Genomic DNA, 25333 nt, shown 5'->3' with positions numbered 1-25333 from the left:
TTGTGATGAAGAGCAAATGCATCCTCGGCCTGCTTGCGGCCACTGCGCTCGCCGGTTGTAACTTGGCGCCGAAATATGTCCGCCCTGTCGGTGAAGTACCCGCGGCACTGCCGGCCGGGGGTGTCTACCCCGCAGCGGAAACCGACGCGCCCGACGTCACCAAGATCGGCTGGCGCGCGTTCTTTACCGACGATCGCCTTCGCAGCACGATTGCGCTGGGTCTGGAGAATAACCGCGATCTTCGTATCGCAGCGGCGAACGTGCTACAGGCGCGCGCACAGTATCGGATCCAGCGTGCCGATCTGTTACCGACCGTGGCGTTGTCCGGTTCGGCGACGTACACCAACAACGTCCAAGGTGCGGCCGGCGCGTTGGGCGGGGCCGCGAGTGGCGGGGCGGGAACCGGAACGGGTACCGGGGTTGGCACGGGCACGGGCACGGGCACGGGCACCGGTACCGGAGTTGGTACCGGGACCGGTGCAGGGACCGGGACCGGGGCCGGCGTCGGAACTGGCGCGGCGATTGGGTCGGGATCGTCCGATCTTCAGTTTTACTCGCTGAACGCCGGCGTGTCCGCATACGAGGTGGATTTGTTCGGGCGGGTGCGCAATCTCAGCCGCGCCGCGCTGGAACAGTATTTCGCGACCGAGGCCGCGCAACGCGCCACGCGCATCAGCCTGATCGCCGAGATTGCGACGGCGTGGATGACGTTCGCGTCCGATCAGGACCAACTCAGGATCTCGCAGCAATCGCTGACGTCATTCCAGCAGTCGCTCGAATTGACGCGTGCGCAGTTCCGCATCGGTGTCGCTTCGGAGCTCGAAGCGCGGCAGGCGGAAACCACCTACCAGACCGCCCGCAACGACATTGCGGTGCTGAAGACGCGGCTGGCACAGGACAAGAACGCGCTTGACCTTCTGGTCGGGGCGCCGATCGGACCCGACTTGCTTCCACAGGGGCTTGGCAGCGGTGATTCCGCTCTCAATGTGCTTCCGGGCGGTATCTCCTCTGACGTGCTGTTGCGCCGGCCCGACGTGTTGCAGGCCGAGCACCAGCTGGTCGCGCAGAACGCCAATATCGGCGCGGCGCGCGCAGCGTTGTTCCCAACCATCTCGCTTACCGCGACGGTCGGCACGATCAGCACTGCGCTCAGCGGCCTCTTCGCTGGTGGCAGCTTCACATATACCGGTGCCCCGTCGATCGCGTTGCCGATCTTCGATGGGGGGCGCCGACGCGGCAATCTACGATCCGCCGAAGCGCAACAGCAGGCTGCGGTCGCGACGTACGAGCGGGCAGTGCAGACCGCGTTTCGCGAGGTTGCTGATGCCCTCGCGCAACGCGGCACGATTGATGAGCAGGTGTCGGCGCAGACTGCGCGCGTAAATGCCGCGACAGCAGCCCTGCGGATTTCGGATGCGCGCTATCGCGCCGGCGTGGAATCCTTCCTCAACACGCTCGATTCCCAGCGCACCGCCTATGCCGCGCAGCAGCAACTGGTCACCACACGGCTGAACAGAGAGAGTAATCTCGTCGAACTGTACCGCTCGTTGGGCGGTGGACTCGAAGGGGATGATCCTGCTGCCCGCGACCCTCTCAGACGGTAAGCCGGGCCTGCCGGTAAGAAGCCTCTGCGCTTGAGTTGCATGCCAGGGGTGGCGTAAACTGCTCTTCAGCGCCTACGATCGCGCTGGAGAGGGAAACAGTATGTCAACGTCTTACGACCAGCAGAAACGGCTGCACTGGGAGCTTACCAACGTCGAGCTGCGCGCCCACGCGACGGCGATCGGCCTTGTGCAGCTGTGTATCGAACTGCGCCGCGCGAACGTGCTTGAGGAGGCCGCGCTCGAGCGGATCAAGGACGCGATCGCCGATCAGGTTTCGGTGTCGGCGACGCGCGCCATGGCATCGAAAAACTATCGACGCGACGTGCGAAGCCGATTGGACCGACTGTTCGCCGGCGATCAGGAAGTCGGCTCAGCGGAAGAACTGTCGTTCGGCGCACCGCAAGAGTGATCGGGAGCAAGGCGACGGCCGAGTGAAGTGACACATCCGCGTGTGATCGCACGGACTCGGCTGACCATGTGCGGAGGGTTTCACCCTCGGGCGTTACCGATGCTTCGACATGGCGCATCGTTTCACGCGCGACGTGTTGTTGATATGGCTGGGGTTACGCATGACCGCTCTTGGCGTTGATCCAACGATCCCGATGTGAATATGAGCCGCGCGCCATCATGCGCACACGGAGGCAGCCGGAACCGGCGCGTTGGCAGGGATGGGCAAGTTCTTTGCACGCGCCGCTGCTTCCAGGGTCGCTGTCGGCCCTGGGATCGTCAGATCGCGGGCCGCGCGATAGAAGGGGTCAGCTTCCGCCGCGGGCAAAGTCGTGAAGCCGAAGCCCATCTGCTCGTACAGGTTCAGCAGTCGTGGCAGCATCCGGGCGTCGAACGCGCCGAGATGCATCAGCAGGACGTACGGGATATCATGGCCGAGCGCCGCCTGTGCGAGATCGCGGGATCGTTGTGCCTGGGTGCGCGCTGCTGCGAGGTAGCTCGTTTCCAGTGCGGCGATCGCCGGCTCGTCATGGTGCGCGGTGCAGCGCGCGAAGGCATCGTTCCAGGCGTAATCGCCAAAGCTCATCGTGACGGCGGCAATGCGATACCCACGGTCGCGCAGCCCAGCGCGCACAGCCTCGCGCACCGTGTCCGACTGCCCCTCGACAAGAAACGGGTAGCGGAACCAGTGCCAGTCGGCGCCACCCGCGACCGCCGACAGCGCTGGTTCGTTGCGCGCCACGTCCGCCAGGAAGGCGTCTGCTCCTACTGTGTCGAGATTGACATGGCCGAACGTGTGATTGCCGATCGGCAGCCCGGCTGCACGCCAGGCGGCAAGCACTTTCGGCGCATTGGGATCGCCTGCGCCGAAGCTCGCGTTCATAAAGCCGAACGCCGGCGCATGATGCGCGGCGAGCGCGGCGATGATGGTCTTGCCGATTACGAGCCGGTCGCCCCCCTGAGGTAATGGGCCATGCGCAGGCAAGTCGTCGAACGTCAGCGCGATAAGCGGGCGGGCAGGTAACTTATGCTGAATCGATGGTCGTGGTGCGGCATTGCTGAGCGGTGCGGCCACACCCCATCCAGCCAAAAGCGCCAGCGCCGTCACAACCGGAATTGTCCACCCGCGCATAAAACTCTCCTGCTGCTTCGACTATCTTCCGTGGATGCGATAGCGATAATGTTAACGGTATCACACTGTACCGGGCGCATCCTGTCAATCCGCACCGTTAAACGTCGGTACGGCGAAATGCGGGCTGATCGCGCTGAGCCACTGTTGCTTTGCGTCACATCCAGCTAGCGTGGCGGACGATGTTCGCGGCGCCCATCCTGTGACTACACCGATTTCCGAACGCTCGGCGGTCGACGCGGCGACCTTTGCGCGGGAGGTGGTCAATACCTTCCAGCCGGTCGTCCTGCGCGGCCAGGTCGATCATTGGCCGGCGGTCGCTAGCGGCCGAGACGGCGATCGTGCGATGGCGGGTTACCTCGCAGGGTTCGGCTCCGGAGGCAGGCCGCTTGAAGTGCTGATCGCGCCACCGCAAGCGAACGGGCGTTTCTTCTACGCAGACGACACGCTGAGCGGGTTCAACTTCCATCGCCAGCAAGTTCCGATCGGCACGCTGGTCGCCGAACTGCTGCGCTTCTCCGAGGATGCTGCGGAGCGCCCACACACGCTGTATGCGAATGCGGCGACGGCACCCGAGCATCTGCCCGGCTGGGAGGATGCGAATCCGCTGGGGCTTGGCATCGGTGCGCCGGCGCGACTGTGGATCGGCAACGCAACGCGGATCGCGACGCACTACGACACGTCGATCAACATCGCCTGTGTCGTCGCAGGCCGGCGCCGCTTCACGCTTTTCCCGCCAGAGCAGCTCGCCAACCTGTATGTCGGACCGCTCGACAACACGATGGCCGGGCCGCCGTCGAGCATGGTCGATCCCGATGCGCCGGATCTGGATCGCTACCCGCGCTTCGCCGAGGCGATGGCGCATGCGCAGGTTGCCGAACTCGATCCGGGCGACGCGATCTTCATTCCACCGACCTGGTGGCATCATGTTCGCGCCTTCGACCGCCTCAACGTGTTGGTCAATTACTGGTGGGAACATCGCTCCGGCGCCGCGTTTGTGGCGCTCGTCCACGCCATCGAGGCGGTGCGCGATCTTCCGGCCGCGGAAAAGGCGGCCTGGCGCAGTTGGTACGATCATCTCGTCTTCGCGCCGGACGCGGCCAGAGCTGGGGATCATCTTCCAGCGTCAGCGCGGGGCATCCTTGGTGCGCAGAGTGCCGAGCGCACGGGCAAGATCCGCCAGTTCCTCATCCGGATGCTGCAACGGTAGCGTACACCCCGAGGCCGCGCAGTCACGCCCGGCCAAGGCTCTGCAATAGCGTCGTACGCATGCGCTCCAGGCCGGTCCGGTCGGCTTGACCCAGCACGCCCCGAACCTGCGGCGGCAGATGTTCGGACGGATCACCGTGCGACTGGAACACGAAATGGTCGAACATCGCCTGCCACGCCCGACGCTGGTCGTCCGGCAACGTGCGCAGCGCATATAGCCCAAGCAGCAATGCGTCATAAGGATTCGGCAGACCTTGCGGCGCCGGGTTCCACCAATAGTTGCACAGCACGTTGACCGGGGAGAGCGAGGCAACCGCATGCCACCAGTGGAACGGGATGTAGAGCGCATCGCCCGGCTCCAGCGTTGCCTCGCTCGCATGCGCCAGCGCCTCGGCAAAGCGCGGATAGCGATCCAAGTCTGGCGCATCCGGATCGACCATGCTGACCGGCGTCCCGGCCGGGGTCAGTTCGTAGGGGCCCATGTAGAGGTTTGCGACCTGGTCGGGCGGGAACAGCGTGAAGCGGCGGCGCCCGGCGACGACCACGGCGATGTTCTCCATCAGGTCGTAATGCGTCGCCACGCGGATCGCGTTGCCGAGCCAGAGGCGCGGAACAACGCTGTCATCCAGCAGCGTCATCGGATGTTCCGCTACGAAGCCCGGCAACAGGTCCGGCGCAGGGATCGACTGGACCGCCATCGCATAAGGGCGCGCGGCGCTCCGGTCGCGCAGCAACCGATCCAGAAAGGGGTCGAGTTGCGAGCGGCCACGCGTGAAGTTGAGTGCGGTAAGATCGGGCTCGTAGAAAAACCGCCCGTCGATTTCGGGTGCGCCGACGATCGCGCCTACCGGCTCGGCATGGCTGAAGGTCTTGAGGTGTTTGACCAGCGCCTCATCCGATCGGCGTGCCGCGCGGACCGCAGGCCAGTCGTCGGCCAGACCGCGCAGGATCACCGGCTGAGCGGAAGCGCGAACTTCGGCATCGAACCGGGCGCGGTCGATGCCGTGCACCTCCGCGATCGGCGCGGGGCGGGGGGTGCTCGTCATCGCGCCCTCACGGCTGCGCGCGGGCCGCTCACAATGGAGAACCGCCGCCGTTTACGTCGAAAGGCGATTCCGCGGTGAAGGCGAAGAACGGGACGTCTTCCGCCGCAGTAGGGGTGGAGGCGGGCACTGGTGCCGCCAGCGGCGACAGGGCGGTTCGCCTGAGAAAATCACCGTGCGTCGGCAGGCGCTGCGCGGTATCCGCATAGCCGCGCCGCATCTGTTCGAGCGCGACCGCGACCTTCTGCTCGTCCAGCGCATCCGCGGCCGGCTCCCAGCTTCGCGGAACGATACCCTGACCCATGAAGACGGCGATCCAGCTCGGGTCGGTGAACAGGTCGTAACCTTCCCGGAACACCCGGCCCTTGCCCGTGAACAGGTCGATCTTGCGTTGCAGGCTGTCAGGTATGTCCATCGTGCGCACCTGATCCCAGAACGGCGAATCATTGCGCCGCGTCGCCTTGTAATGGAGGATGATGAAGTCGCGGATGTCCTCGTACAGATCGCGCATCTGCCGGTTGAACTCGTCCCGTTCCGCCGGGTCGAACCGCTTGTCCGGGAACAGCGCGAGGAGCCGTTGAATCGCCGCCTGCACGAGATGGATGCTTGTCGATTCCAGCGGCTCGATAAACCCGCTCGACAGGCCAAGCGCCACTACGTTGCGGTTCCAGAACTGGCGGCGGCGACCGGCGGTGAAACGCAGCCGGCGCGGCGGGGCGAGCGGCTCGCCTTCGAGGTTTGCCAGCAACTGCGCCTCGGCGGCATTGTCGTTGAGATATTGGCTGCAATAAACCAGTCCGTTGCCCATCCGGTGCTGGAGCGGGATACGCCACTGCCAGCCCGCCTGATGCGCGGTCGAGCGGGTGAACGGGTCAGGCTCGGCCGGATTGGGCAGCGTGCACGGGACCGCTACGGCGCGGTCGCACGGCAGCCAGTGCGCGTAGCTTTCGTAGCCGGTCTGCAGCGTTTCTTCGATCAGCAACCCGCGGAAGCCCGAGCAGTCGATGAACAGATCGCCTTCGATCCGTTGCCCGTTTTCAAGTGCCACGGCGGTTACATAGCCGTCCTCGGGACGTTGATCGACCGCGGCGATCTTGCCCTCGACGCGGTTTACGCCGCCTTTTTCGGCATAGTCGCGCAGGACGCGCGCGTAGAGCGATGCGTCGAAATGGAAGGCGTAGAAGAGATCGCGTACCGGGGACCGCGCGTCTTCGGCGGCGCGGCCGAACGTGCCGTGCGCCGCCGCCATCGCGCTCATCGACCACGCCGAGATATCTTCGATCGGCCGCCGCGCCTTCTCGCGCAGCCACAGTTGGTGGAAGTGAATTCCCTGCAAGTCGTGGCCGAATTTCCCGAAGGGGTGAAAATACCGTTCCCCGACTGCTCCCCAGTCGACGAATTCAATCCCCAGCTTGAACGTTCCCGCCGTCGCGGCGAGGAACGCGTTTTCATTCAGCCCGAGCATCTGGTTGAAATTGATCAGCGGCGGGATCGTCGCCTCGCCGACGCCGACGGTGCCGATCTCCTCCGACTCGATCAGCGTCACCTGCGTATAGCCGTTGTTGAGAAAGCGGGCGAAGGCGGCGGCGGCCATCCAGCCGGCGGTGCCGCCCCCGACGATGACAACACGGCGGATCGAATGCTCGTTCATCGGGTCAAGTTTCTTATCTCGGCCGCGCGGTAGGCGGCGTGGGTCGGGACTTTCGGAACCTCGGCAGCGATCATGGCCGCGTGGCGCGACATCGCGGCCCGCGCGCTCGCTTCAGGGATGCCGGAAACCAGCGGGTCCATTCGGCGTGGCAGGAACCCCTGGCCGATCAGCACCGCGACCCAACTGTCCCGTGCGAACGTCTCTTCCTCATAAAAGGGAAGGCGGCCCCGTTCGGCGAACTGCGCGAGAGTATGGGAAAGACTGGCGGGAGGTTCGACAGCGGCGATGTCGCGCCACAACGGCTCGCCGCGCCGGGCGGTTCGGTAATGCATAACGAGGAAATCGCGGACCCGCTCGGCTTCGGCTAGCGTCTGGCGATTGAACTCTGCTATTTCAACCGGGGCAGCGACACGCCCGGGCAGCATCGTGATCAACCGGTCTATCGCGCTCAGCGCAAGATGCAGGTTGCACCATTCGAGCGGTTCGATCTCCGTCGCCGCATCGCCAATCGCGACACAGTTGGCACGCCATGGCTGCCGCCGCGTGCCCGCGCGCACGTGGATCGGTTCGTCCGCTGTGGTTCCGGTCGCATTTCGCAGCACGCGGGCCGCCTTACCATCGCTGATCGCGCGGGAGGCATAGGCGAAACCGCCCTGCACGCCACTAGCCCAGCGCCAACCGGCTTCGTGCGCGGTGATGGTGGTAAGGACCATCGGTTCGTCATGCGTTCTGGAGATCAGCACTCGGTCGCATGGCAGCCAAGCGCTCCAATCGTCCCGTTCATCGTCAATCGCATTGCGCAACGTCGCCTCGGGGCCGGTGGCATCGACGAACAGATCGGCATGGAGCGAAGGGCCGGCGGTGAGGGCTACCGACGCGATCGCCCCGGCCGCGTCCAGCGAAACGCCACCGATCTCGCCCGTGATTTCATGAACGCCGACGTGAAGCGCAAACGCGCGAAGCATCAACGCATGGCGCGCAAGATCCAAGGTCAATCCGAACTCATGGTCGGCAAAGGGCGTGCCCGGCGTCGGCGGCGCGAACCGGTCGGCTCGTGCCATGACAGCCGCAGCGGAATGGTCGTCGAACGCCACCGCCAAACCGTCCTGTGCGGCGCGAAGCCAATGATGGTGGAACGCGGTGGCCCCCAGCGACGCTCCGTACCGACTGTAGGCGTGGACATAAGCCGGCATTCCGCTCGACCAGCCGGTGAAAAGCGTTCCAAGTCGGTAACCGCTGCCGGCCCGGACAACGCCGTCCGCCGTGCCGATGCCGAGGTCCTCCTGGAAGCCGAGGAGCGAGGGCAGGGTACATGCGATCCGGTCGGCGAGCGCATGCCGCGAAGGCGCACACGACAGGATAGTCACATCCAGAAACGGGGCGCGGCGTTTCAGTGCGGCGGCGGCGCACCACCCCGTGATGCCGCCTCCCGCCACCAGCACGCGTCCGAGCCGCTGCTGAGGCATCATGCAGCCTGCGCCATGGCGCAATACCGCTCGATGAAGCTGCGGTGATCAGGGCGGCGGGCGACATCGCCGCCGATATCGTTGCGCAGTGTCTCCAGATTGCGCAGCAGAACGTCGGTAGCCATCGAGTCGACCCGCGGATCCCATCCTTCCGGTACGATGCCTTGCCCAAGATAGACCGCCACCCAGCTTGGATCCAGGAACACGCCCTCGCGGTATTTCACAAGCCGGCCCCGCGTGCGCCACAGGTCGAGTTTCTCAGACAGGCTGTCCGGCACCGTCATGGTGCGAACATGATCCCAAAACGGCGAGTCGTCGCGGGTGGTCGCATGATAGTGAAGGATCAAAAAGTCGCGGATTCGATCATATTCCAGGTCGATGATACGGTTGAATTCGTCCCGGTCGCTGGCGGCAATAGCGCGTTGCGGGAATAGCTCGATCAATGTGGTGATCGCCTGCTGGACGAAATAGATGCTGGTGGACTCCAGCGGCTCCAGGAAGCCGCTGGCGAGGCCGATCGCAACACAATTGCCGACCCAGCTGCGCCGCCGCCGCCCCGCTTTGAACCGCAAGATGCGTGGCGCAGCCAACGCCTCGCCCTCCACAGCGGATTCCAAGGCGCGGCGAGCATCGTCGTCCGACACGAAGGCGCTTGCGTAGACGTAGCCGTTGCCGGTGCGGTGTTGCAGTGGAATCCGCCACCGCCAGCCCGCCGGCATCGCGATCGCACTCGTATATGGCGTCACGGCGGTATGGGTGCGGCACGGCATGGCCACCGCGCGGTCGGTTGGCAGCCACCGCGACCAGTCGACGAACGGCTCCTCCAGCGTGTCGCCGAGCAGCAGCGAGCGAAAACCCGAGCAGTCCACGAACAGATCGCCGGCAATCCGATCACCGTCGTCGAGGACGACTGCGGTGATATCGCCAGTCTCGCTGTCGCGCTCGACGGTGGCAATCCTGCCCTCGGTACGAACGGCGCCACCTTCTTCGGCGATCTTGCGCAAATACGGCGCGAACAACAGCGCGTCGAACTGATAAGCGTAACCGAAGGTGCTCAAAAGCGACGCCCGGTCTGTTGTCGGATGATCGAACTTGCCACTCCGCGCCAGTGCGCACGCGTAGGACACTGTATCGAGCGACGGGAGCGCCGCACCCTCACGCAACAACCGCGTCCAGTAATGCTGGAAGTCGACTGCGCCGGTTCCGCGCCCGAAAGTGCCGAATGGATGAATATAGCTGTCGCCGATCCGCCCCCAATCACGGAACTCAATGCCGAGCTTGAAGGTCGCGCGGGTGCGCGCCATGAAATCCGCTTCATCGATGCCGAGACGTTCATTGAACGCGCGGATGTGCGGCAACGTCGCTTCACCGACGCCGACCACGCCAATCGCTTCCGATTCGACCAGCCTGATCGAGCAATGATGGGGTAGCAGGCGGGTGAGAGCGGCAGCGGTCATCCAGCCGGCAGTCCCTCCACCCACGACCACAACCTGAACCTTCGACTCCGCCGGCACCGGCATTGCTGCTCTCCACGAGACGCCTCAGACGTGCGCTCCGGGCGACTGCTCCCTTATTCACGGCGCGACGTCAACCGCAGGCGGATTGTTACAACAGCGTTGCCGGATTGTCACAAAGGTCGAAACTTTGTGTTTGATTTCTCAGAAATGTTACCGCAAACATAATCGGGCCGGATCGGGTGGGTCCGGCGGGTAACAAATGATCAGGCGCGATAACAGCGTCGACTTCTAGGGAGGGGTTCTCAATGCGCCGTATTGCGCCATCTACAACTGCTGTTCGCCACTTCGTTCGCTTCCTTCACGGTGCGTCTGCCACGGCGCTGTGCGTCGCCATTGCCGGCACTGCGCACGCGCAGACGAACGCCGACCCCGCTAATCAGACGTCTCCTACGGGGGCGGTTGCTGGGCAGGGGACCGCGGGTTCGTCCGGCACGACGCTGTCTTCTACCGAAGCATCGAGTTCCGATCCGCAGGCCGCCCCGCTGTCGAGTGGCGGCAAAGCGTCAGACGACGACATCGTCGTAACCGGCATCCGCCAGAGCCTGGCGAACGCGCAGAATATCAAACGTAACTCCGACACGGTCGTGGATGCGATCACCGCGCAGGACATTGGCGCGCTGCCGGACCGGTCGGTGACCGAGGCGCTTCAGCGCGTCCCGGGTGTGTCGATCAGCCGCTTCGCGGCGTCCAACGATCCCGATCACTTCTCGGTCGAAGGCTCGGGTGTCGTGATCCGCGGCCTCAACTTCGTCCGCTCCGAATTCAACGGCCGTGATGCTTTCTCCGCCGGTATTGGCGGTCAGTCGATCAACTTCTCCGACGTGCCCGCCGAACTGCTCGGATCCGTCGAGGTGTACAAGAACGTCACCGCCGCCTCAATCGAGGGCGGTCTTGCCGGCACCGTCAACCTCAACACACGCAAGCCTTTTGACAACAAGGGCCTGCATGTCGGTGTTGACGCCGAAGGCAGCTACGGTGACCTGCAGAAGAAGTGGGCGCCGACCGGGTCTATCCTGATCAGCGACACCTGGAATACCGGCATCGGCACGTTCGGCCTGCTCGGCGACGTTTCCTATTCGCGTGTGCGCAGCCGCGCCGACGGCCTGCAGATCACCAATTTTCAGGCGCGCGACAACACTCTGGTCACATACCAGAGTCAGGGCGGCACCACGATCTGCCGCAATCCGCTGCCGGGTAATGGCGATACGACGACGTTGCCGGCAGCTAACTCCGCGTGCGGTGCCGCCTCGACGGCGGGTGCAGATGGCTTCGCAGATCCGATGGCTGGCCTCTATTCGCCTCTCGGCGGCCAGTATCGTACGCAGGATTTCGACCGCAAGCGTGACGGTATCGCGCTGGCTGCTCAATACGAAACCAACGACGGCCGCTTCCTGCTGACGGGTCAGTATATCCGCTCGCACACGACCAACCTGTCGGACGAGCATACGTTCGAGGCGGCTCCGGACCTGTCCGAGTACAGCACCTATCCGATCGGCTGCCAGCAGAACAATGCTGGCCCGCTGACCAACCCGGCCGACGTAAATTCAGGGACCGTGCGCGCGCAGTGTCCGGTCGGTCAGTTCACCAACTACAAGTATGACAGCAACGGACTGTTCCAGAGCGGGTACATCACCACGCCGGGTACCGGCTATCGCAGCAGCCTCAGCGGCACGCCGATGGAGACGTTCATCCCGACCGGGGGCGCGCCGATTTCGCTGTCACGCGGCCAGACCTACGAGCAGAACACGGTCAACGACTATGGCTTGAACGCGCTGCTTCATCCGACCGAGCGGCTGCACATCGCGCTTGATGCCGACTACACGGAATCGCACCATCAGGTCAGCCAACTTAACATTTTCGGCGAAACCTATGCCGATCAAGAACTGAACCTCACCGGCAACCTGCCGACGGTCATGTCGCACAAGCCCGCGACGCTGGCAGCCGGCTGGGCAGGGCCTGCCAACCCGACGCTCGTCGGCGAAAACGATCAGCAGTATTTCGCCGATCCGAACGTAGAGTTCTGGCGCGCAGCCATGGACCATTTCGAAGACAGCCGTGGCAAGGAGTTCCAGTTCAAGGGTGACTTCACCTACGATGTAGACGGCGATTTCATCGACAAGATCCGGTTCGGCGCACGATATGCCGACCGCGACCAGACGGTGAAGTACTCGGCGTACAATTGGGGCATGCTCAGCGAGGTCTGGGCCGGCACGCCGGTTTCGATCAACCAGGTCAACGGCGGCAACGCGAGCTTCTACAACTTCAGCAATTTCTTCCGGGGTGCGACGCCGGGGCCGGCTGGTGCCTATTACTACAACGGCAACATGATCGACGGCTACAACAAGACTGTCGGGTTCATCAACCAGATTGAGGCGGTCGGCGCTGCGAGCCAGGATAATCCGTCGACTCGGTGGACCCCCGCGGCTCTCCGCGCAGGCGTCGGCGCGGATTCGCCTTACCTGCCGAACGAGGTGACGCGTGTGCACCAGCGCGACAGCGCCGCTTACGCAATGGCGTCGTTCAACAGCAAGACGCTGGTCCAGGGTCTGGACATTGCCGGCAACATCGGTGTCCGCTTCGTACACACCGACATGGATAATTTCGGCGGCAGCATCATTCCCAGCCAATCCACCCTCGGGATCGCCGACAGCTACCAGAGCCGCTGCGTTCCAGCGGCCGCGACCAACCTGCCGGCCGGCTACGCTCCGGCTGCACCGGGTGGCGTCTGTCTGCTCGGAGCCGCAGGGTATGCGCGCCTGCAGCAGTTTGCCGCTCCGAACCCGACGATCGTTCTCGGCCAGGCAACCAACAAATACACCTACTGGCTGCCGAGCTTCAACTTGAAGGTCGGTCTGACACCGCAACTTCTGGTGCGCTTCGCAGGATCGAAGGTGCTGACGCGGCCGGACACCAATCTGGTGCGCAATTTCCAGCAGATCTCGATCGATGGAAACGGCAACTTCCAGAGCCAGGTCGGCAACCCTTACCTGAAGCCTGCAACGGCGTGGCAGTTCGACGCCACGGCGGAGTGGTACTTCTCGCGGGTCGGGTCGTTGACGGCGGACGTGTTCTACAAGGACATCACCGGCTTCTTCTACCAGTCGCTGGTCAGCCTGCCGCTCACCAGCAACGGGCAGACGTTCGACTTGCTGACGCGGGGCCCGGCGAACTACAGCGGACACGGCAAGGTGAAGGGAGCGGAGGTCGCTTACCAGCAGACCTTCAATTTCCTTCCGGGCTTCCTGAGCGGTTTCGGCTTCACCGGCAACTATACGTTCATTCAGAGCAACGGCTTGCCGAACTCCTTCCTGAACGGCGGATCACCGGTGACGAACGTCGCGGCGCAGACCAAGACCGGCAGCTTGCCGCTGGAAGGGCTGTCCAAACACAATGTGAACGCCACGCTGTTCTACGAAAAGGGTCCGATCTCCATCCGCGCGGCCTACAACTGGCGCTCCAGCTACCTGCTGACGGCGGCGGATGTCATCTATCCATACACGTCGATCTTCCAGGATGCGTCCGGTCAGCTCGATGCCTCGGCGTTCATCAACATCAACAAATACGTGAAGATCGGCGTGCAGGGGGTGAACCTCACCAACTCTGTAACGAAGACCTTGCAGGCGTATAGCGGTGATCCCAACGTACTTGCCCCGCGGTCCTACTTCGTCAACGACCGCCGCTTCTCGTTCATCCTGCGCGGCAACTTCTGAGATCCCGGCCCCGGCGCATGCGCCGGGCCGCGAGGTTGGGGGTCGGGGCGGTTCACCCGCCCCTCAGCTCGCATCGCTTCTCAGCGCGAGGTCGCGGTGGCGAACGCTGCCGCGACCGCTTCGCGCATCGGCTTCGGCCGGAACTGCGTGTCGTAAAGACTGGGCCTGCGACGGGCGCCATCCTTGCGCGGTTCGAACCCTTCGATCCAGCTGTAGCGATCACACAGCCCCCAGCTCAGCACATCACGCACCGCGGGATAGCTCAACGTCACGTCGAGATAGCCTCGCGTGTACTCCGCCACCGCTCGGTCGCGGACGGCGATGTCCGCTGGCAAGCCATTATCACGAACGTCCAGTTCCGTGATCAGCAAAGCATAGCCCATCTGCGTCACCGCATTGAGGAACTGCCGCCAGTCGCGTTGCAACCGCGTTACGCTTGCCGCGACATCCGGCCCCTGTGTGACGAGATGCGACTGGATGCCAAGAGCGTCGATCGGCACGTTGCGCCGTCGAAACCCTTCCAGCAACCTCAGCACCCCGGCGCGATGTGCGGCATTGCCGGGCTCCCAGCTCATATAGTCGTTATAGACCAGCTGCGCATGGGGAGCGGCGACGCGCGCGGTGTGGAAGGCCAGATCCAGCGTCGGCTCCGCACCGCCGAGCGCCCGCGACAGCGAGGTGTCATACAACACGCCGTCAGCAGGGCGGACCGCTTCGTTGACGACGTCGTAGCTGCCGATCCGTTGGCCGTAGCGCCTCAGCACGGTGTTTATATGCGTCGTCAGCAGCCGTTCCGCTTCACGGTGCGGCGTTGCCCCGAAGTCGTATGTGTTCAACCAAGCCGGCAACCACTTAGGCTGATGCCACAGCAAGTTGTGCCCACGGACCGCAAGGTGCTGCCGCTCGGCCCAACGCAGAATGGTGTCGAACCGTTCAAAGGCAAAGGTCGTCGGCGTCGGCCGCAAAGCCTGCCACTTCATTTCATTCTCGGCGACAACCAACCCGCATTGGCTCGCCACCAGATTGGCATAGGCGGGGTTTGCGACCGAGCCCCGATCTGCACCGGGCGCGCCAGACGCGATTGCGGATCCAAAGCTCAGGCCTTTTCGGGTGGCGATTGCGTTCAGCGATAGGCTCGATGTACCTTCTCCAGCAAGCGGCGCTGCCACCATTCCCCCAAGCGCGCCGAGGACAGCCTCGCGTCGTGTCAACCCTAGCATGCGCGCACCTCTCCGACTTCTCCGTAGCGCTAGTCTCCGCGCCTGAAGCCGCACCGTCAAGCGCCGGCTCTTTCGGCGGATGTACAGCCGAACTTCCAATTTATGCTATGGGGCATACTATAAATCTGGCGCAGGATGCATTGCGCAAGTCGGTGAGAGACCGTAACGATCTCGCGGAAGGTGCCAATGACGTCTCAACCACCCCAGCGCGCGATCAAAGCTGCAACGCTTCGCGATGTCGCAGAAATGGCCGGCGTTTCCGCAATGACCGTATCGCGTGTGGTCAACAAGGACGGGAGCGTCAGGGAGGAAACGCGCGATCGCATCCTCGACGCGATCCGGCGGCTGAAATATTCCCCAAATCTCGCCGCGCGTAATCTGACCGGTGCGCAACAAATGCGGATCGGGCTCTTATTCACCAACCCTAGCACGAATTACCTCAGCGCCCTGCTGATCGGCGGGCTGGACATCGCGAGTCAATTGAACGTCCAACTGGTCGTTCAGAAATGCCGGCCGGACGAGGATGCGGTGGTCGTCGCCAGGAGAATGGTCGCGGATGGCGTCGATGGGCTGGTTCTGCCATCGCCGCTTTGCGATACGGCAGACTTGATTGCGATGATCGTCAGCGAAAGCGTGCCCGCAGTGGCGATCGGCAGCGGCATGCCATCGCGCAACCTTCTGGCGGTGAACATCGACGAATTTGGAGCCGCCATGGAGATGATGCGGCTCATCCTTTCGCTTGGGCATCGTCGGATCGGCTTCGTCGTAGGCGACCGCGGACACAGTGAAAGCATCCGCCGCCTTGAAGGGTATCATGCGGCCCTAGCCGAGGCCGGGATCGCGCTCGATGCGACGCTAATTGCGGAGGGACTTTTTACCTATAGATCGGGACTGGATGCCGCAGAGGCACTGCTCGACCTCGCCGACCGGCCAACCGCCATTTTCGCCAGCAACGATGACATGGCGGCGGCCATTGTCAGCGTAGCGCACCGGAAAGCCCTAAGCATTCCCGGCGATCTCACCGTGTGCGGATTCGACGATACGACGCTTGCAACGGCGATCTGGCCGGAACTGACGACCATCCGTCAACCGATTTCCGACATGGCCAGGGTTGGTGTCAAAGCATTGTGCAACGAGATCCTGTCGCGGCGTGCTGGACGTCCTGCCCATTCCAGCCACTCCGTACTTGATCACCGTCTCATTCGGCGTCAGTCCGATGGTGTCTGGGTGCAACGCTGACCGACTTTGCTTCGCTCGTCGCCGCGCCGGTTACCGGATGGCCGGCAGCACCAGTCAGCATGCCGGCCACCCACGCGGTCACGCCCGTACGGTCCAGCGCCACCCGCACCAGTATTGACGGAGCGGCACGCGCGTAAGGCGTAGTATTTTCACTGCTGTAGTGGTGTGAGCTGCTCCCGACGTAGCCATGCCCCAGACAAAGCCGAGATTATCTTCGGTCGCGCCACCATGCCTCTGCCTTGTCCAATGCAGCCTGATCATCAACGTCGATCCAGTCAACGTCGCTGCAGTCGAGGATCAACGCGTTTCGTTGTTCCGCCAAAATGCGCATGCCCTCCGTAAGGGAGGGGTCTTTCAGGCGGTGGAGCGCGTCGAACAGCCCAGGCCCGATCGCGAACACACCTGTATCAAAACAGTCGTAGCTGGCGAGACCTTTGCCGATCGCGACGATGCGCTCGCCTTCCGTCTGGACGCATGTGACATCGTCCAGATCGATCAAGTCGCTGCCGATGCGGCGGTCGATCGCCAACCGTGCACCGCCGGCAGCCCCGGCTTCGGCGGTACGGCGATACAGGGCGGGGTCGACGAGATGGTCGCACATGGCGAGCACCGCCTCGGTACTCGCGACATATGCTTCCGCCGCGAGAACCGACACGCCATTCGGCTTCAGGTGATCGCCAGTCCGCACCGTCTGCACGGTGATCGGCCATGCCGACGACGCGAGGTGCGCCTCGATCTGCTCCGCGCCGTGCCCCAGAACGACTACTACCCGCTCCAGTCCGGCAACGGCCAAGCCATCGATCGCATGGTCGATCAACGGACGGCCGCCGACCGGACACAGCGGTTTGAGCGGGGCTGCGGAGCGGAGGCGGGTGCCTTCGCCCGCCGCCAACAAAATTGCGGTGCCGATCATCCCCGTTGCGTGATGAAGTCTTCCACCGCCTGCGCCGCCAGGTCGTCGGTCATCTGCGTACGTGGATGCTTGCAGAAGTAGGCGGATGCCCCGTCGATCGGCCCCGCCAGACCGCGATCCTTGGCCAGTTTGGCGCAACGGATCATATCGATCGCAACGCCCGCGCTGTTCGGGCTGTCTTCGACGGAGAGGCGCAGCTCGAGGTTCATCGGAACCCCGCCGAACATCGTCCCTTCCATGCGCAGGAAGCAAACCTTGTTATCGTTCTGCCACGGTACGTAATCGGATGGTCCGATATGCACATTCTCGTCATCGAGCCGCTCGGCGGCGACGGACTGTACGGCCTCGGTCTTGGAGATCTTCTTGGAGGCGAGCCGGCGGTGGTTCGACATGTTGAGGAAGTCCGTGTTGCCGCCGGTGTTGAGCTGGTAGGTACGCTCCAGCTTCACGCCGCGCTTGGCAAACAGATCCGTCAGCACGCGGTGGACGATCGTCGCGCCCAATTGCGCCTTGATGTCGTCGCCGATGATCGGGACGCCGGCCTTGGTGAAGCGATCGGCCCATTCGGGGTTGCTGGCGATGAAAACGGGGATGTTGTTGACGAATGCCACGCCGGCCTCGAGCGCACATTCCGCGTAGAACTCGCTCGCGATCTGCGATCCGACCGGAAGGTAGTTCATCAGCACGTCGGTCTTGGACGCGCGAAGTGCCGCTACCACGTCCTGCTTGCTGGGCTGCGGTGCATCGGCGAGCATGAAGGTGCGGTCGTCAGCATAGTCCGCCATGTGCTCGGCCACGCCGTCGAAAACCGCGCCCATCTGCACGATGGCACCAGTGGGTTCGATCGATGGGCAAAACACCGTCGTGCAGTTGGGCTTGGCGAAGATCGCCTCCGCTACGTCCTTGCCGACCTTCCGTTTGTCGACGTCCCATGCCGCAACGACCTTGATGTCGCTGGGGCGGTAGCCGCCGAGATCAAGGTGCATAAGCCCGATCGTCTCGTTGGCGCCGTCGCGGTAATGCGACAGACCTTGAACGAGGGAACTTGCGCAATTGCCGATGCCGACCACGGCGACGTTGATGCTCGTCATTGAGTGTTCATGTCCTTCGAGTGAAATGGATTTTCAGAATTGACGCTGCGCGCAGAAGCGCTGCGAATCAGGCGTGCCTCGACCCTGCGATGCCAGACGAGGCCGACAAGGAGGACGACGGAAAGCGGGATGAGCTCGAACCACCAGAACCAGCGCGGGTCACTGGCAAGACAGGCGAAAAAGATCGCATAGACGCGGACGTTGGCACTGAGCAGGCTCATCAGGCGCATTGGCGCGGCCGCCGCTGCACCATAAGCGTTTGCCAAATCTGCCGGAGCCGCTTGGCCTGCCAGCACGGCGTCGAAGCGACCGGCGAAACGCTCCAGCATCCCCGCGACGTGATCGTAGAGGCCGACAAGCGGGTTGCCGCTCGATACTGGTCGAGCTGCGACCGCCACGCCATTGCACCTGCGGTGGAAGCGCGCACGCTCACTCTCGTAGAGGTTGGACTGGATCGCGTGAGCGGCGCCTGCTGCGAAGGTTAGCGCCCAGCACGCGGCCGTGCCGATCGAGGATGCAAGTACGACGTAGATCAACGTAAACACGCCATGGTCGCATAAACCATCCAGTACGCGGCCGAGTGGGCTTGCAGTCCCCGTGGCGCGCGCCACCATCCCGTCGAGACCATCCGCCACCAGCCAAGCGATCGACAGCGCGAGGCCGAGTACGGCGAACGGCCAGCTCTCCCACTGAGCGTAAGACAGCGCCGCCAGGCCGCCGAGCGCCAGCCCACCAAGAGAGACAGAATTGGCTGAAATACCGCGCGCGACGAAGCCTGGCAGCATGGCACGTGCTGCCGGGTGTATGATCCAAAGGTTGGTCGGATCCTCGATCCGGCGATCCCGCGACCGGTCCGTGGGAGGAGCTGTCATTTGATTGTCACGTACAGCGGGACCCGGATGCGCAGCAAGCTATTTAAAGTGGGTAATTCGCAGCTTCACGGGCCGCGCCAAAATGCCCGTTAATTTCATGCCCGCGTCATCTGCACCGCAACGCCTGGTAGAGTCCCGGCGGACGATGCAAGTGTATCAGCAAGTATGGAGGTGGTGGACGCACTTGGGCTCGAACCAAGGACCCGCTGATTAAGAGTCAGCTGCTCTACCAACTGAGCTATGCGTCCGTACCGTTTTAGTGGAAAGCGTTGGTGCGCTTCCCCGTCGGGAGGCGCGCTGATACCATCCGCGCCGCACGATGCAATCCCTTTTATTACCAGCGGACGGTTTTTTTGTTCTGGCGGTCGATCGACATCAGCACGCCCAGACACAGCATCACCGTCATTTGCGCGGAGCCACCGAAACTGATGAGCGGCAGCGGCACACCGACAACGGGCGCCAACCCCATCACCATCGCCATGTTGATCGAAACATAGAAAAACAAGGTCGTCGCCAGGCCGGCGGCGGTAAGCCGGGCAAAGCGGCTCTCGGCCTGTTGCGCCACGTTCATGCCCCAGTAGATGATCGTGAAGAACGTAACGATCAGCAGCACGCCGCCGATCAGACCCCATTCTTCCATCATCGTCGCCAGAGCAAAATCGGTGTGACCTTCGGGCAAATAGTCGAGATGGCTCTGGGTGCCGTTCAGAAAACCTTTCCCGAACACTCCACCTGATCCGATCGCGATTTTCGACTGGCTGATGTGATAGCCGATGCCAAGCGGATCGCTCTCGGGATCAAGAAAGACGAGGATACGGTTGCGCTGGTAACCGTGCAGGACGAAGTTGACGGCAAGGGGTACCGCAGCGCCGACGGCGAGCGCGCCGCCGATGAACAACCGAAGCGGTATCCCGGCCAAGAACATGACGGTGATGCCACTCGCCATGATCATCAATGCTGTGCCAAGGTCGGGCTGTTTCATGACCAGCGCAGCGGGTGCCAGGATAAGGCCTGCCGCTGGCCAGACCGCACTGAACCGACGTGTTTCTCCTGCTGGCAGGCCGTCGTAGAACTTCGCGACCGCGAGAACGATCGAGAGCTTCATGAGTTCTGATGGCTGCAAACGGATGATGCCGAGGTCCAGCCACCGCTGACCGCCTCCGCGTACGGCGCCGATCAGTTCGACCAGCACCAGAAGCACCACGAGGGCGCCATACGCGGGAAAGGCCGCTTTGCTCCACATCCGCTCCGGCACACGCGACAGCGCCACCGCACCGCAGAGGAACACGAAGAACCGGATCCCCTGCGAAAACGCCCATGGCCGAACGCTGCCGCCAGCCGCCGAATACAGCACGAGCAGATCGAAACAGCCGATCGCAAGTGTCAGCAAAATGATCAGCCACGGCAATTGCGAGATCGGCTTCGGCACGTAATCGCGTGCACTCATGGATCACGCTCCGTGGTACCATCGGCGGCGATGCTGTTGCCGGCCGGGGTGGTGTGGGCGACCGACTCGGCGGTCGACGTGTCCGCAGCGGTTGCGGCGTGGACAGCCGGCGCGTCGGTGGGCGCGGTCGCATTCAGTTCGGTCTGCACCGCCTGCGCCGGCGGCGGCGCATTGGCAGCGGCGCGGTATGCCGCCGCCTCCGCTGTCATGCGCGTGCGGATGTCTCCGCCCCAGGTTGGCTCGTACTCCGCTAACGTCGCCATCGCTTTGTCGCGGTCGAATAGATAGGTCATGATATCGCGGCCGATGCCGGGCGTGTCGAGGTTCCGCACGGTATGGCCGCCATGCTCCAGCACAACGGCGACGGCGTAACGCGGCTTGTCGGCCGGTGCGAAGCCGATGAACAAAGCATGGTCACGCAGTTTGAAGGGCAATGACGCGTTTTTAAGGACGCCGGTACTGCGCTCCGCCATTGAAATGCGGCGGACCTGAGCCGTGCCGGTCTTGCCCGCGATGGCGACGCCGGGGATTTGCATACGGGCGGCGCCGCCAGTGCCGCCCCCGTTCACCACCCCGAACATGGCATCGCGCACAACCGCGAAATGTTCGGGCGAGATCGACAGATCGGCAGCAGCTGGAGCGTGGCCGGCGAGAATGCTGGGGTGAAGTGCCTTTCCAGACGCGAGTCGCGACGCCATCACCGCAAGTTGGAGCGGGTTCGCGAGCACATAACCCTGACCGATGGACGCGTTCAGCGAGTCGGCCACGGTCCACTGCGCCTTATATTTCCGCAACTTCCATGCGGGATCTGGCACGGTGCCGTAACGCTGCGAAGCAAACGGCAAGTCGAACTTCTGGCCAAGACCCATTGCGCGCGCGACCGGAGCGATGGCGCCATAACCGACTCGCCGCGCCATCTCATAAAAGTAGATGTCGCAACTCTGCATGATCGCGTTCTTGAGGTCGAGTGGCCCGTGGCCACGTTTCTTGTGGCAATGAAAGATCCCGTTGCCGACACGCAGCGCACCCGTGCAGTTGACCCGGTCGCTCGCGCTGACGCCCGCCGCCAGCAAGGCGAGGCCATTCATCGGCTTAACCGTCGAGCCCGGTGGATAGAGCCCTTGCAACACCTTGTTCATCAGCGGAACATGGTCGTTATCGGAAAGCATCTTCCATTCGAGATGGCTGATTCCGTCGGAGAAGCTGTTGGGATCATAGGCCGGCATCGAAACCATGGCCAGCATTTCACCGGTGAGGCAGTCGATCACCACAGCCGACCCGGAGTTCGTGCCCAACCGGCGGGCGGCATAGTCTTGAAGGCCAGCGTCGATCGTCAACCGTGTTGTCTGTCCCGGGGTGTCGGGACGAGTCGCTAGCTCGCGCACCAGCTTGCCGCGTGCGGTCACCTCGACCCGCTTGGCACCGGGCTCGCCGCGCAGTTGCTTGTCCAGTGTTTTCTCAAGGCCGTCCTTACCGATTTTGAAACCCGGTACGAGAAGAAGGGGGTCCTTGGTCTTGAGATACTGTTCGGCCGATGCGGAGCCCACATAGCCGGTAAGATGCGCAACGGCAGCACCAGCCGGATAGCTGCGCGCGAATGCGCGGGTCGGCGCGACGCCAGGAAGTTCGGGCAGATGGACGCTAACCGCCGCGAACCGTTCCCAGTCGAGGTCGTCGGCGACCTGCACGGGTTGGAACCCGGCGGCATGTTTTAGGTCGGCGACGATGCGCGTCATTTCTTCCGGCGGCAGGCTGAGCAGGCGCTGCAATGCCGCGAGGGTCTTGTCCTTGTCCTCGATCAGATCCGGGATGAGATCGACACGAAAATCCGTGCGATTGTTTGCGATCGGCGCACCATTGCGATCAACGATCCAGCCGCGCCGTGGCGGTACCGGGGTCGTGTTGACCCGATTGCTTTCCGACAGGGAACTATAATGCGCGTTTTCGGCAATCGCGAGCCACGTCATCCGTCCCGCCAGCAACAACGCCACACCACCTTGCGCGGCGCCAAGCATTATCGCACGACGCGAAAAGCTATAGGTTTGCGTCGCGTCGTTCATGATCCGTCGTGGTCGGCTCATGCCGGTTCGTAATCCCGATCGAGCCACGCGCAAAGCAGCGATATGACTGGGAACAGCATGATCGACGCGAGCACCTGCAACAGCAGCACGGTATCGACAGGTGCCCCGAAGCGCACGGCGGTGAGACGCCCCACCACCAGGTAGAATGCCGTACCGCCCGCCGCGATCAACCAGTTCTGCCAGAAGTCACGGAACATCAGCCGCTCGTCGATCATGTCGATCATGAAGAAACACATCGTCCAGGTCGCAATGCTCAGTCCGAGCGGCTGCCCACTGACCAGATCATCGAACAGCCCAAGCGCAAGCGGTGCCCAGATCGGCAGTGCGTCGGCACGGATCAAGCGCCAGGCCAGCAGCATCAGCAAACCGACAGGCGGCAAGAACGGAAATTCCGCTATCGTCGGCCATATCGTCACGCACGAACCAAGCATGATCGCAATCGCGGGCAGGAGTCGGGACAGCCGCGTCTCGGGCGCTTCCTCGAACGGGCCGCGATGCCGCGCTCTCATGGCTTTGCTACCGCTACGGGCGTGGCAACCGGTCGGGGCGGGGCCGGCAGAAACGCGCGCTGAACCAACGCGAAATCAAGCGTGTTGGGTCGCATCACCGCCTCGGCTAGCACGATGTCGCGGCCGTGACGCAGGATCTTGGCGACGGGTATGTTGGGCGGGTAAACCCCCCCGGCGCCGGAGGTGACAAAAACCTCGGCCGGCGCGAACGAAGCTGCGGCGTTGCTGACCGAACGGATGTCGATCAGACCGTCACCTCGGCCAACCGCAAGAGCGGGCAGGCCATCACGCGTCCGACGGACCGGCACTGAGCTTTCCGGATCGATCAGTAGCAGTACGCGCGCCGTATTCGGACCCGCTTCGACGACCTGACCGATCAGACCGTCCGGCCCGAGAACTGGCTGCCCTCGTTCCACACCCTGCCAAGAGCCAGCGTTGAGGGTGGCGTAGCGTCGCGTGCTGGTCGGTGATGAGCTTACGAGTCTGGCCGAGACGACCGGTACGCCGATCCGCTCCCGCAGCCCGAGCAATGCCTTCAATCGCCGATTCTCATAGTTGATGGCGCGCGCGCGCATCGTCACCGCATGATCGTCGGCGATCTGCTTGCGGAGCGCGATGTTCTGATCGTGGATCATGAAGTAGCTCCCGATCCCGTTCGGCACCGCTCCGACTGTACGCCCCACAGAGGACAATCCCGAAGAAACCGGCGCAGTCACCTCAGCCACGGCGGTCCGCGCGGCGCCGAAAGTGGTGGGATCGAAATACGACAAGGCAAGCAGGATCACGCCCACCAGCATGCCCGCCACCGCGAACACGTAACTCCAAAATACGCCATATTGCGCCCGGCGCGAAAACCCCGGACGCCGATTATTCGACGGCGCCATCAAACCCTCGTCCAAGGCCCAAAAGGGCAGTTAGAAGCATGCCGCCCCTTACACTTAGCGGACGATCTTGCGTAGCCGGTATCGCGCCTCGCCACGATGACCGGCCGCGCCATCGTCAGGCGCTGTGCAGCACCCCGCGGAAGATCGGATCTTCGAGTGCGCGGCCTGTGCCGAGCGCAACGCAGGTCAGCGGATCGTCCGCGACAGTAACGGGAAGGCCGGTCTCGTCACGCAGCACTTCGTCGATGCCTTGCAGCAGCGCGCCGCCGCCTGTGAGAACGATACCTTGATCAACAATGTCGGCGGCCAGTTCAGGCGCGGTGTTCTCAAGCGCGATGCGAACGCCCTCGACGATCGTGCCGACCGGCTCGCTGAGCGCTTCGGCGATCTGACCCTGGTTGATCTGGATCTCCTTCGGCACACCGTTGACGAGATCGCGACCCTTGATGTGTATCGTCAGGCCGATGCCATCCGCCGGCGGTTTGGCAACGCCGACTTCCTGCTTGATCCGCTCCGCCGTAGCGTCGCCGATCAGCAAATTATGATTGCGCCGCACGTAGGAGACGATCGCCTCGTCCATCTTGTCGCCACCGACGCGCACGGACGTGGTGTAGGCGAGCCCGCGCAGCGACAAAACCGCCACTTCCGTCGTGCCGCCGCCGATGTCGACCACCATCGAACCGATCGGCTCGGTAACGGGCATGTCGGCGCCGATCGCGGCTGCCATCGGCTCCTCGATCAGCCACACCTGCGATGCGCCCGCATTGGAGGCGGCGTCACGGATTGCGCGTCGCTCGACAGACGTCGAGCCTGACGGCACGCAGATGACGATCTGGGGCCAACGCATGAAGCGACGCTGGCCACCATGCACCTTGGTGATGAAGTGCTTGATCATCTGCTCGGCGACGTCGATGTCGGCAATCACGCCATCGCGCAGCGGGCGGATCGCCTGAATGCTGTCCGGGGTCTTGCCCATCATCAGCTTGGCATCGTCGCCAACCGCCTTCACGCGCTTAACACCGTTCAGCGTCTCGACCGCGACGACCGATGGCTCGTTGAGCACGATGCCGCGTCCGCGCAGATAAACGACGGTGTTCGCGGTCCCGAGGTCGATCGCCATGTCATGCGACATGAATTTGAAGAAACGCGAGAAGAAGGCCATTGATCGTTCCGTTCTGGGCCGCCCCTAGCGCAAGGTTGCGGCAATTCGCACTCCCCCGGTCGTCGTGTTCATGGTCAAAGCGATCAGAGCATTTGCCCTGATCGCGAATGATGAATGCGGGTCGCGGGATGGCTGCGCT

The 25333-nt window shown here is 63.4% G+C and carries 19 protein-coding genes and 1 tRNA gene; 5 read left to right on the top strand and 15 right to left on the bottom strand.

All coding sequences use genetic code 11. The features are described from left to right. Positions 1-5: 5 nt before the first annotated feature. A complete protein-coding gene (locus L8F97_RS02385) occupies positions 6-1604 on the top strand; it encodes an efflux transporter outer membrane subunit (protein WP_242147107.1) in 1599 nt (532 codons plus the stop codon). 100 nt (positions 1605-1704) lie between these two features. Further along, on the top strand, positions 1705-2013 hold the full coding sequence (locus L8F97_RS02380) for a hypothetical protein (RefSeq protein WP_242146390.1): 309 nt from the start codon (positions 1705-1707) through the stop codon (positions 2011-2013). A 216-nt stretch (positions 2014-2229) separates the two neighbouring features. Here L8F97_RS02380 and L8F97_RS02375 read toward each other — a convergent pair whose 3' ends face one another. Continuing rightward, positions 2230-3183, bottom strand: coding sequence for a polysaccharide deacetylase family protein (locus L8F97_RS02375; protein ID WP_242146389.1), 954 nt, complete (start codon positions 3181-3183; stop codon positions 2230-2232). Positions 3184-3382: 199 nt separating this feature from the next. Between L8F97_RS02375 and L8F97_RS02370 the strand changes: the two genes are divergently transcribed. After that, positions 3383-4390, top strand: a complete 1008-nt coding sequence (locus L8F97_RS02370; protein WP_242146388.1) for a cupin-like domain-containing protein — start codon at positions 3383-3385, stop codon at positions 4388-4390. A gap of 22 nt (positions 4391-4412) precedes the next feature. Here L8F97_RS02370 and L8F97_RS02365 read toward each other — a convergent pair whose 3' ends face one another. From L8F97_RS02365 to L8F97_RS02350, 4 genes are read right to left on the bottom strand one after another with little or no spacing between them, the layout of a single operon-like run. Beyond that, on the bottom strand, positions 4413-5435 hold the full coding sequence (locus tag L8F97_RS02365; protein WP_242146387.1) for a cupin-like domain-containing protein: 1023 nt from the start codon (positions 5433-5435) through the stop codon (positions 4413-4415). A 28-nt stretch (positions 5436-5463) separates the two neighbouring features. Beyond that, the gene (locus L8F97_RS02360) at positions 5464-7083 is read right to left on the bottom strand and encodes a tryptophan halogenase family protein (RefSeq protein WP_242146386.1); all 1620 of its coding nucleotides are present in this window, start codon (positions 7081-7083) and stop codon (positions 5464-5466) included. Continuing rightward, the gene (locus L8F97_RS02355; protein ID WP_242146385.1) at positions 7080-8552 is read right to left on the bottom strand and encodes a tryptophan halogenase family protein; all 1473 of its coding nucleotides are present in this window, start codon (positions 8550-8552) and stop codon (positions 7080-7082) included. Before L8F97_RS02355 ends, L8F97_RS02360 begins: the two co-directional genes overlap by 4 nt. After that, positions 8549-10069: a tryptophan halogenase family protein gene (locus tag L8F97_RS02350; protein ID WP_277924683.1), complete on the bottom strand. Its 1521-nt coding sequence runs from the start codon at positions 10067-10069 to the stop codon at positions 8549-8551. Before L8F97_RS02350 ends, L8F97_RS02355 begins: the two co-directional genes overlap by 4 nt. 317 nt (positions 10070-10386) lie before the next feature. Between L8F97_RS02350 and L8F97_RS02345 the strand changes: the two genes are divergently transcribed. Continuing rightward, entirely contained in the window at positions 10387-13776 is a 3390-nt protein-coding gene (locus L8F97_RS02345; protein WP_409928999.1) for a TonB-dependent receptor, read from the top strand. An 80-nt stretch (positions 13777-13856) separates the two neighbouring features. Here L8F97_RS02345 and L8F97_RS02340 read toward each other — a convergent pair whose 3' ends face one another. After that, positions 13857-14996 carry an endo-1,4-beta-xylanase gene (locus L8F97_RS02340; protein ID WP_242146382.1) on the bottom strand — a complete coding sequence of 380 codons (1140 nt, stop codon included), beginning with the start codon at positions 14994-14996 and terminating at the stop codon, positions 13857-13859. Positions 14997-15182: 186 nt separating this feature from the next. Here L8F97_RS02340 and L8F97_RS02335 point away from each other — a divergent pair, with 186 nt between their 5' ends. Next, complete coding sequence (locus tag L8F97_RS02335) at positions 15183-16235, top strand: LacI family DNA-binding transcriptional regulator (protein ID WP_242146381.1); 1053 nt, start codon at positions 15183-15185, stop codon at positions 16233-16235. A 208-nt stretch (positions 16236-16443) separates the two neighbouring features. Here the strand turns inward: L8F97_RS02335 and L8F97_RS02330 are convergent, their stop codons facing one another. From L8F97_RS02330 to L8F97_RS02290, 9 genes are all read right to left on the bottom strand, one after another. Then, positions 16444-17148, bottom strand: coding sequence for an NTP transferase domain-containing protein (locus L8F97_RS02330; protein WP_242146380.1), 705 nt, complete (start codon positions 17146-17148; stop codon positions 16444-16446). Then, complete coding sequence (locus L8F97_RS02325) at positions 17145-18239, bottom strand: inositol-3-phosphate synthase (RefSeq protein ID WP_242146379.1); 1095 nt, start codon at positions 18237-18239, stop codon at positions 17145-17147. Before L8F97_RS02325 ends, L8F97_RS02330 begins: the two co-directional genes overlap by 4 nt. Next, positions 18236-19111 (bottom strand): CDP-alcohol phosphatidyltransferase family protein, encoded by an 876-nt coding sequence (locus tag L8F97_RS02320; RefSeq protein WP_242146378.1) that lies wholly within the window; start codon positions 19109-19111, stop codon positions 18236-18238. The genes L8F97_RS02325 and L8F97_RS02320 overlap by 4 nt, the downstream gene beginning before the upstream one ends. 172 nt (positions 19112-19283) lie before the next feature. Then, positions 19284-19359, bottom strand: a tRNA-Lys gene (locus L8F97_RS02315). An 86-nt stretch (positions 19360-19445) separates the two neighbouring features. Next, positions 19446-20558: a rod shape-determining protein RodA gene (gene rodA / locus L8F97_RS02310; RefSeq protein WP_242146377.1), complete on the bottom strand. Its 1113-nt coding sequence runs from the start codon at positions 20556-20558 to the stop codon at positions 19446-19448. After that, positions 20555-22639 carry a penicillin-binding protein 2 gene (mrdA, locus tag L8F97_RS02305; protein ID WP_242146376.1) on the bottom strand — a complete coding sequence of 695 codons (2085 nt, stop codon included), beginning with the start codon at positions 22637-22639 and terminating at the stop codon, positions 20555-20557. Before mrdA ends, rodA begins: the two co-directional genes overlap by 4 nt. Next, positions 22636-23148 (bottom strand): rod shape-determining protein MreD, encoded by a 513-nt coding sequence (locus L8F97_RS02300; RefSeq protein WP_242146375.1) that lies wholly within the window; start codon positions 23146-23148, stop codon positions 22636-22638. Before L8F97_RS02300 ends, mrdA begins: the two co-directional genes overlap by 4 nt. Beyond that, entirely contained in the window at positions 23145-24032 is an 888-nt protein-coding gene (mreC, locus tag L8F97_RS02295; protein ID WP_242146374.1) for a rod shape-determining protein MreC, read from the bottom strand. Before mreC ends, L8F97_RS02300 begins: the two co-directional genes overlap by 4 nt. Positions 24033-24147: 115 nt before the next feature. Further along, complete coding sequence (locus L8F97_RS02290) at positions 24148-25194, bottom strand: rod shape-determining protein (protein ID WP_242146373.1); 1047 nt, start codon at positions 25192-25194, stop codon at positions 24148-24150. Between the last annotated feature and the right edge of the window lie 139 nt (positions 25195-25333).

Source organism: Sphingomonas sp. BAUL-RG-20F-R05-02 (genome assembly GCF_022662305.1).
GTDB lineage: Bacteria > Pseudomonadota > Alphaproteobacteria > Sphingomonadales > Sphingomonadaceae > Sphingomonas.
Note: the sequence above shows the minus strand (reverse complement) of the source record. Positions and strands in the feature narration are given on the sequence as shown.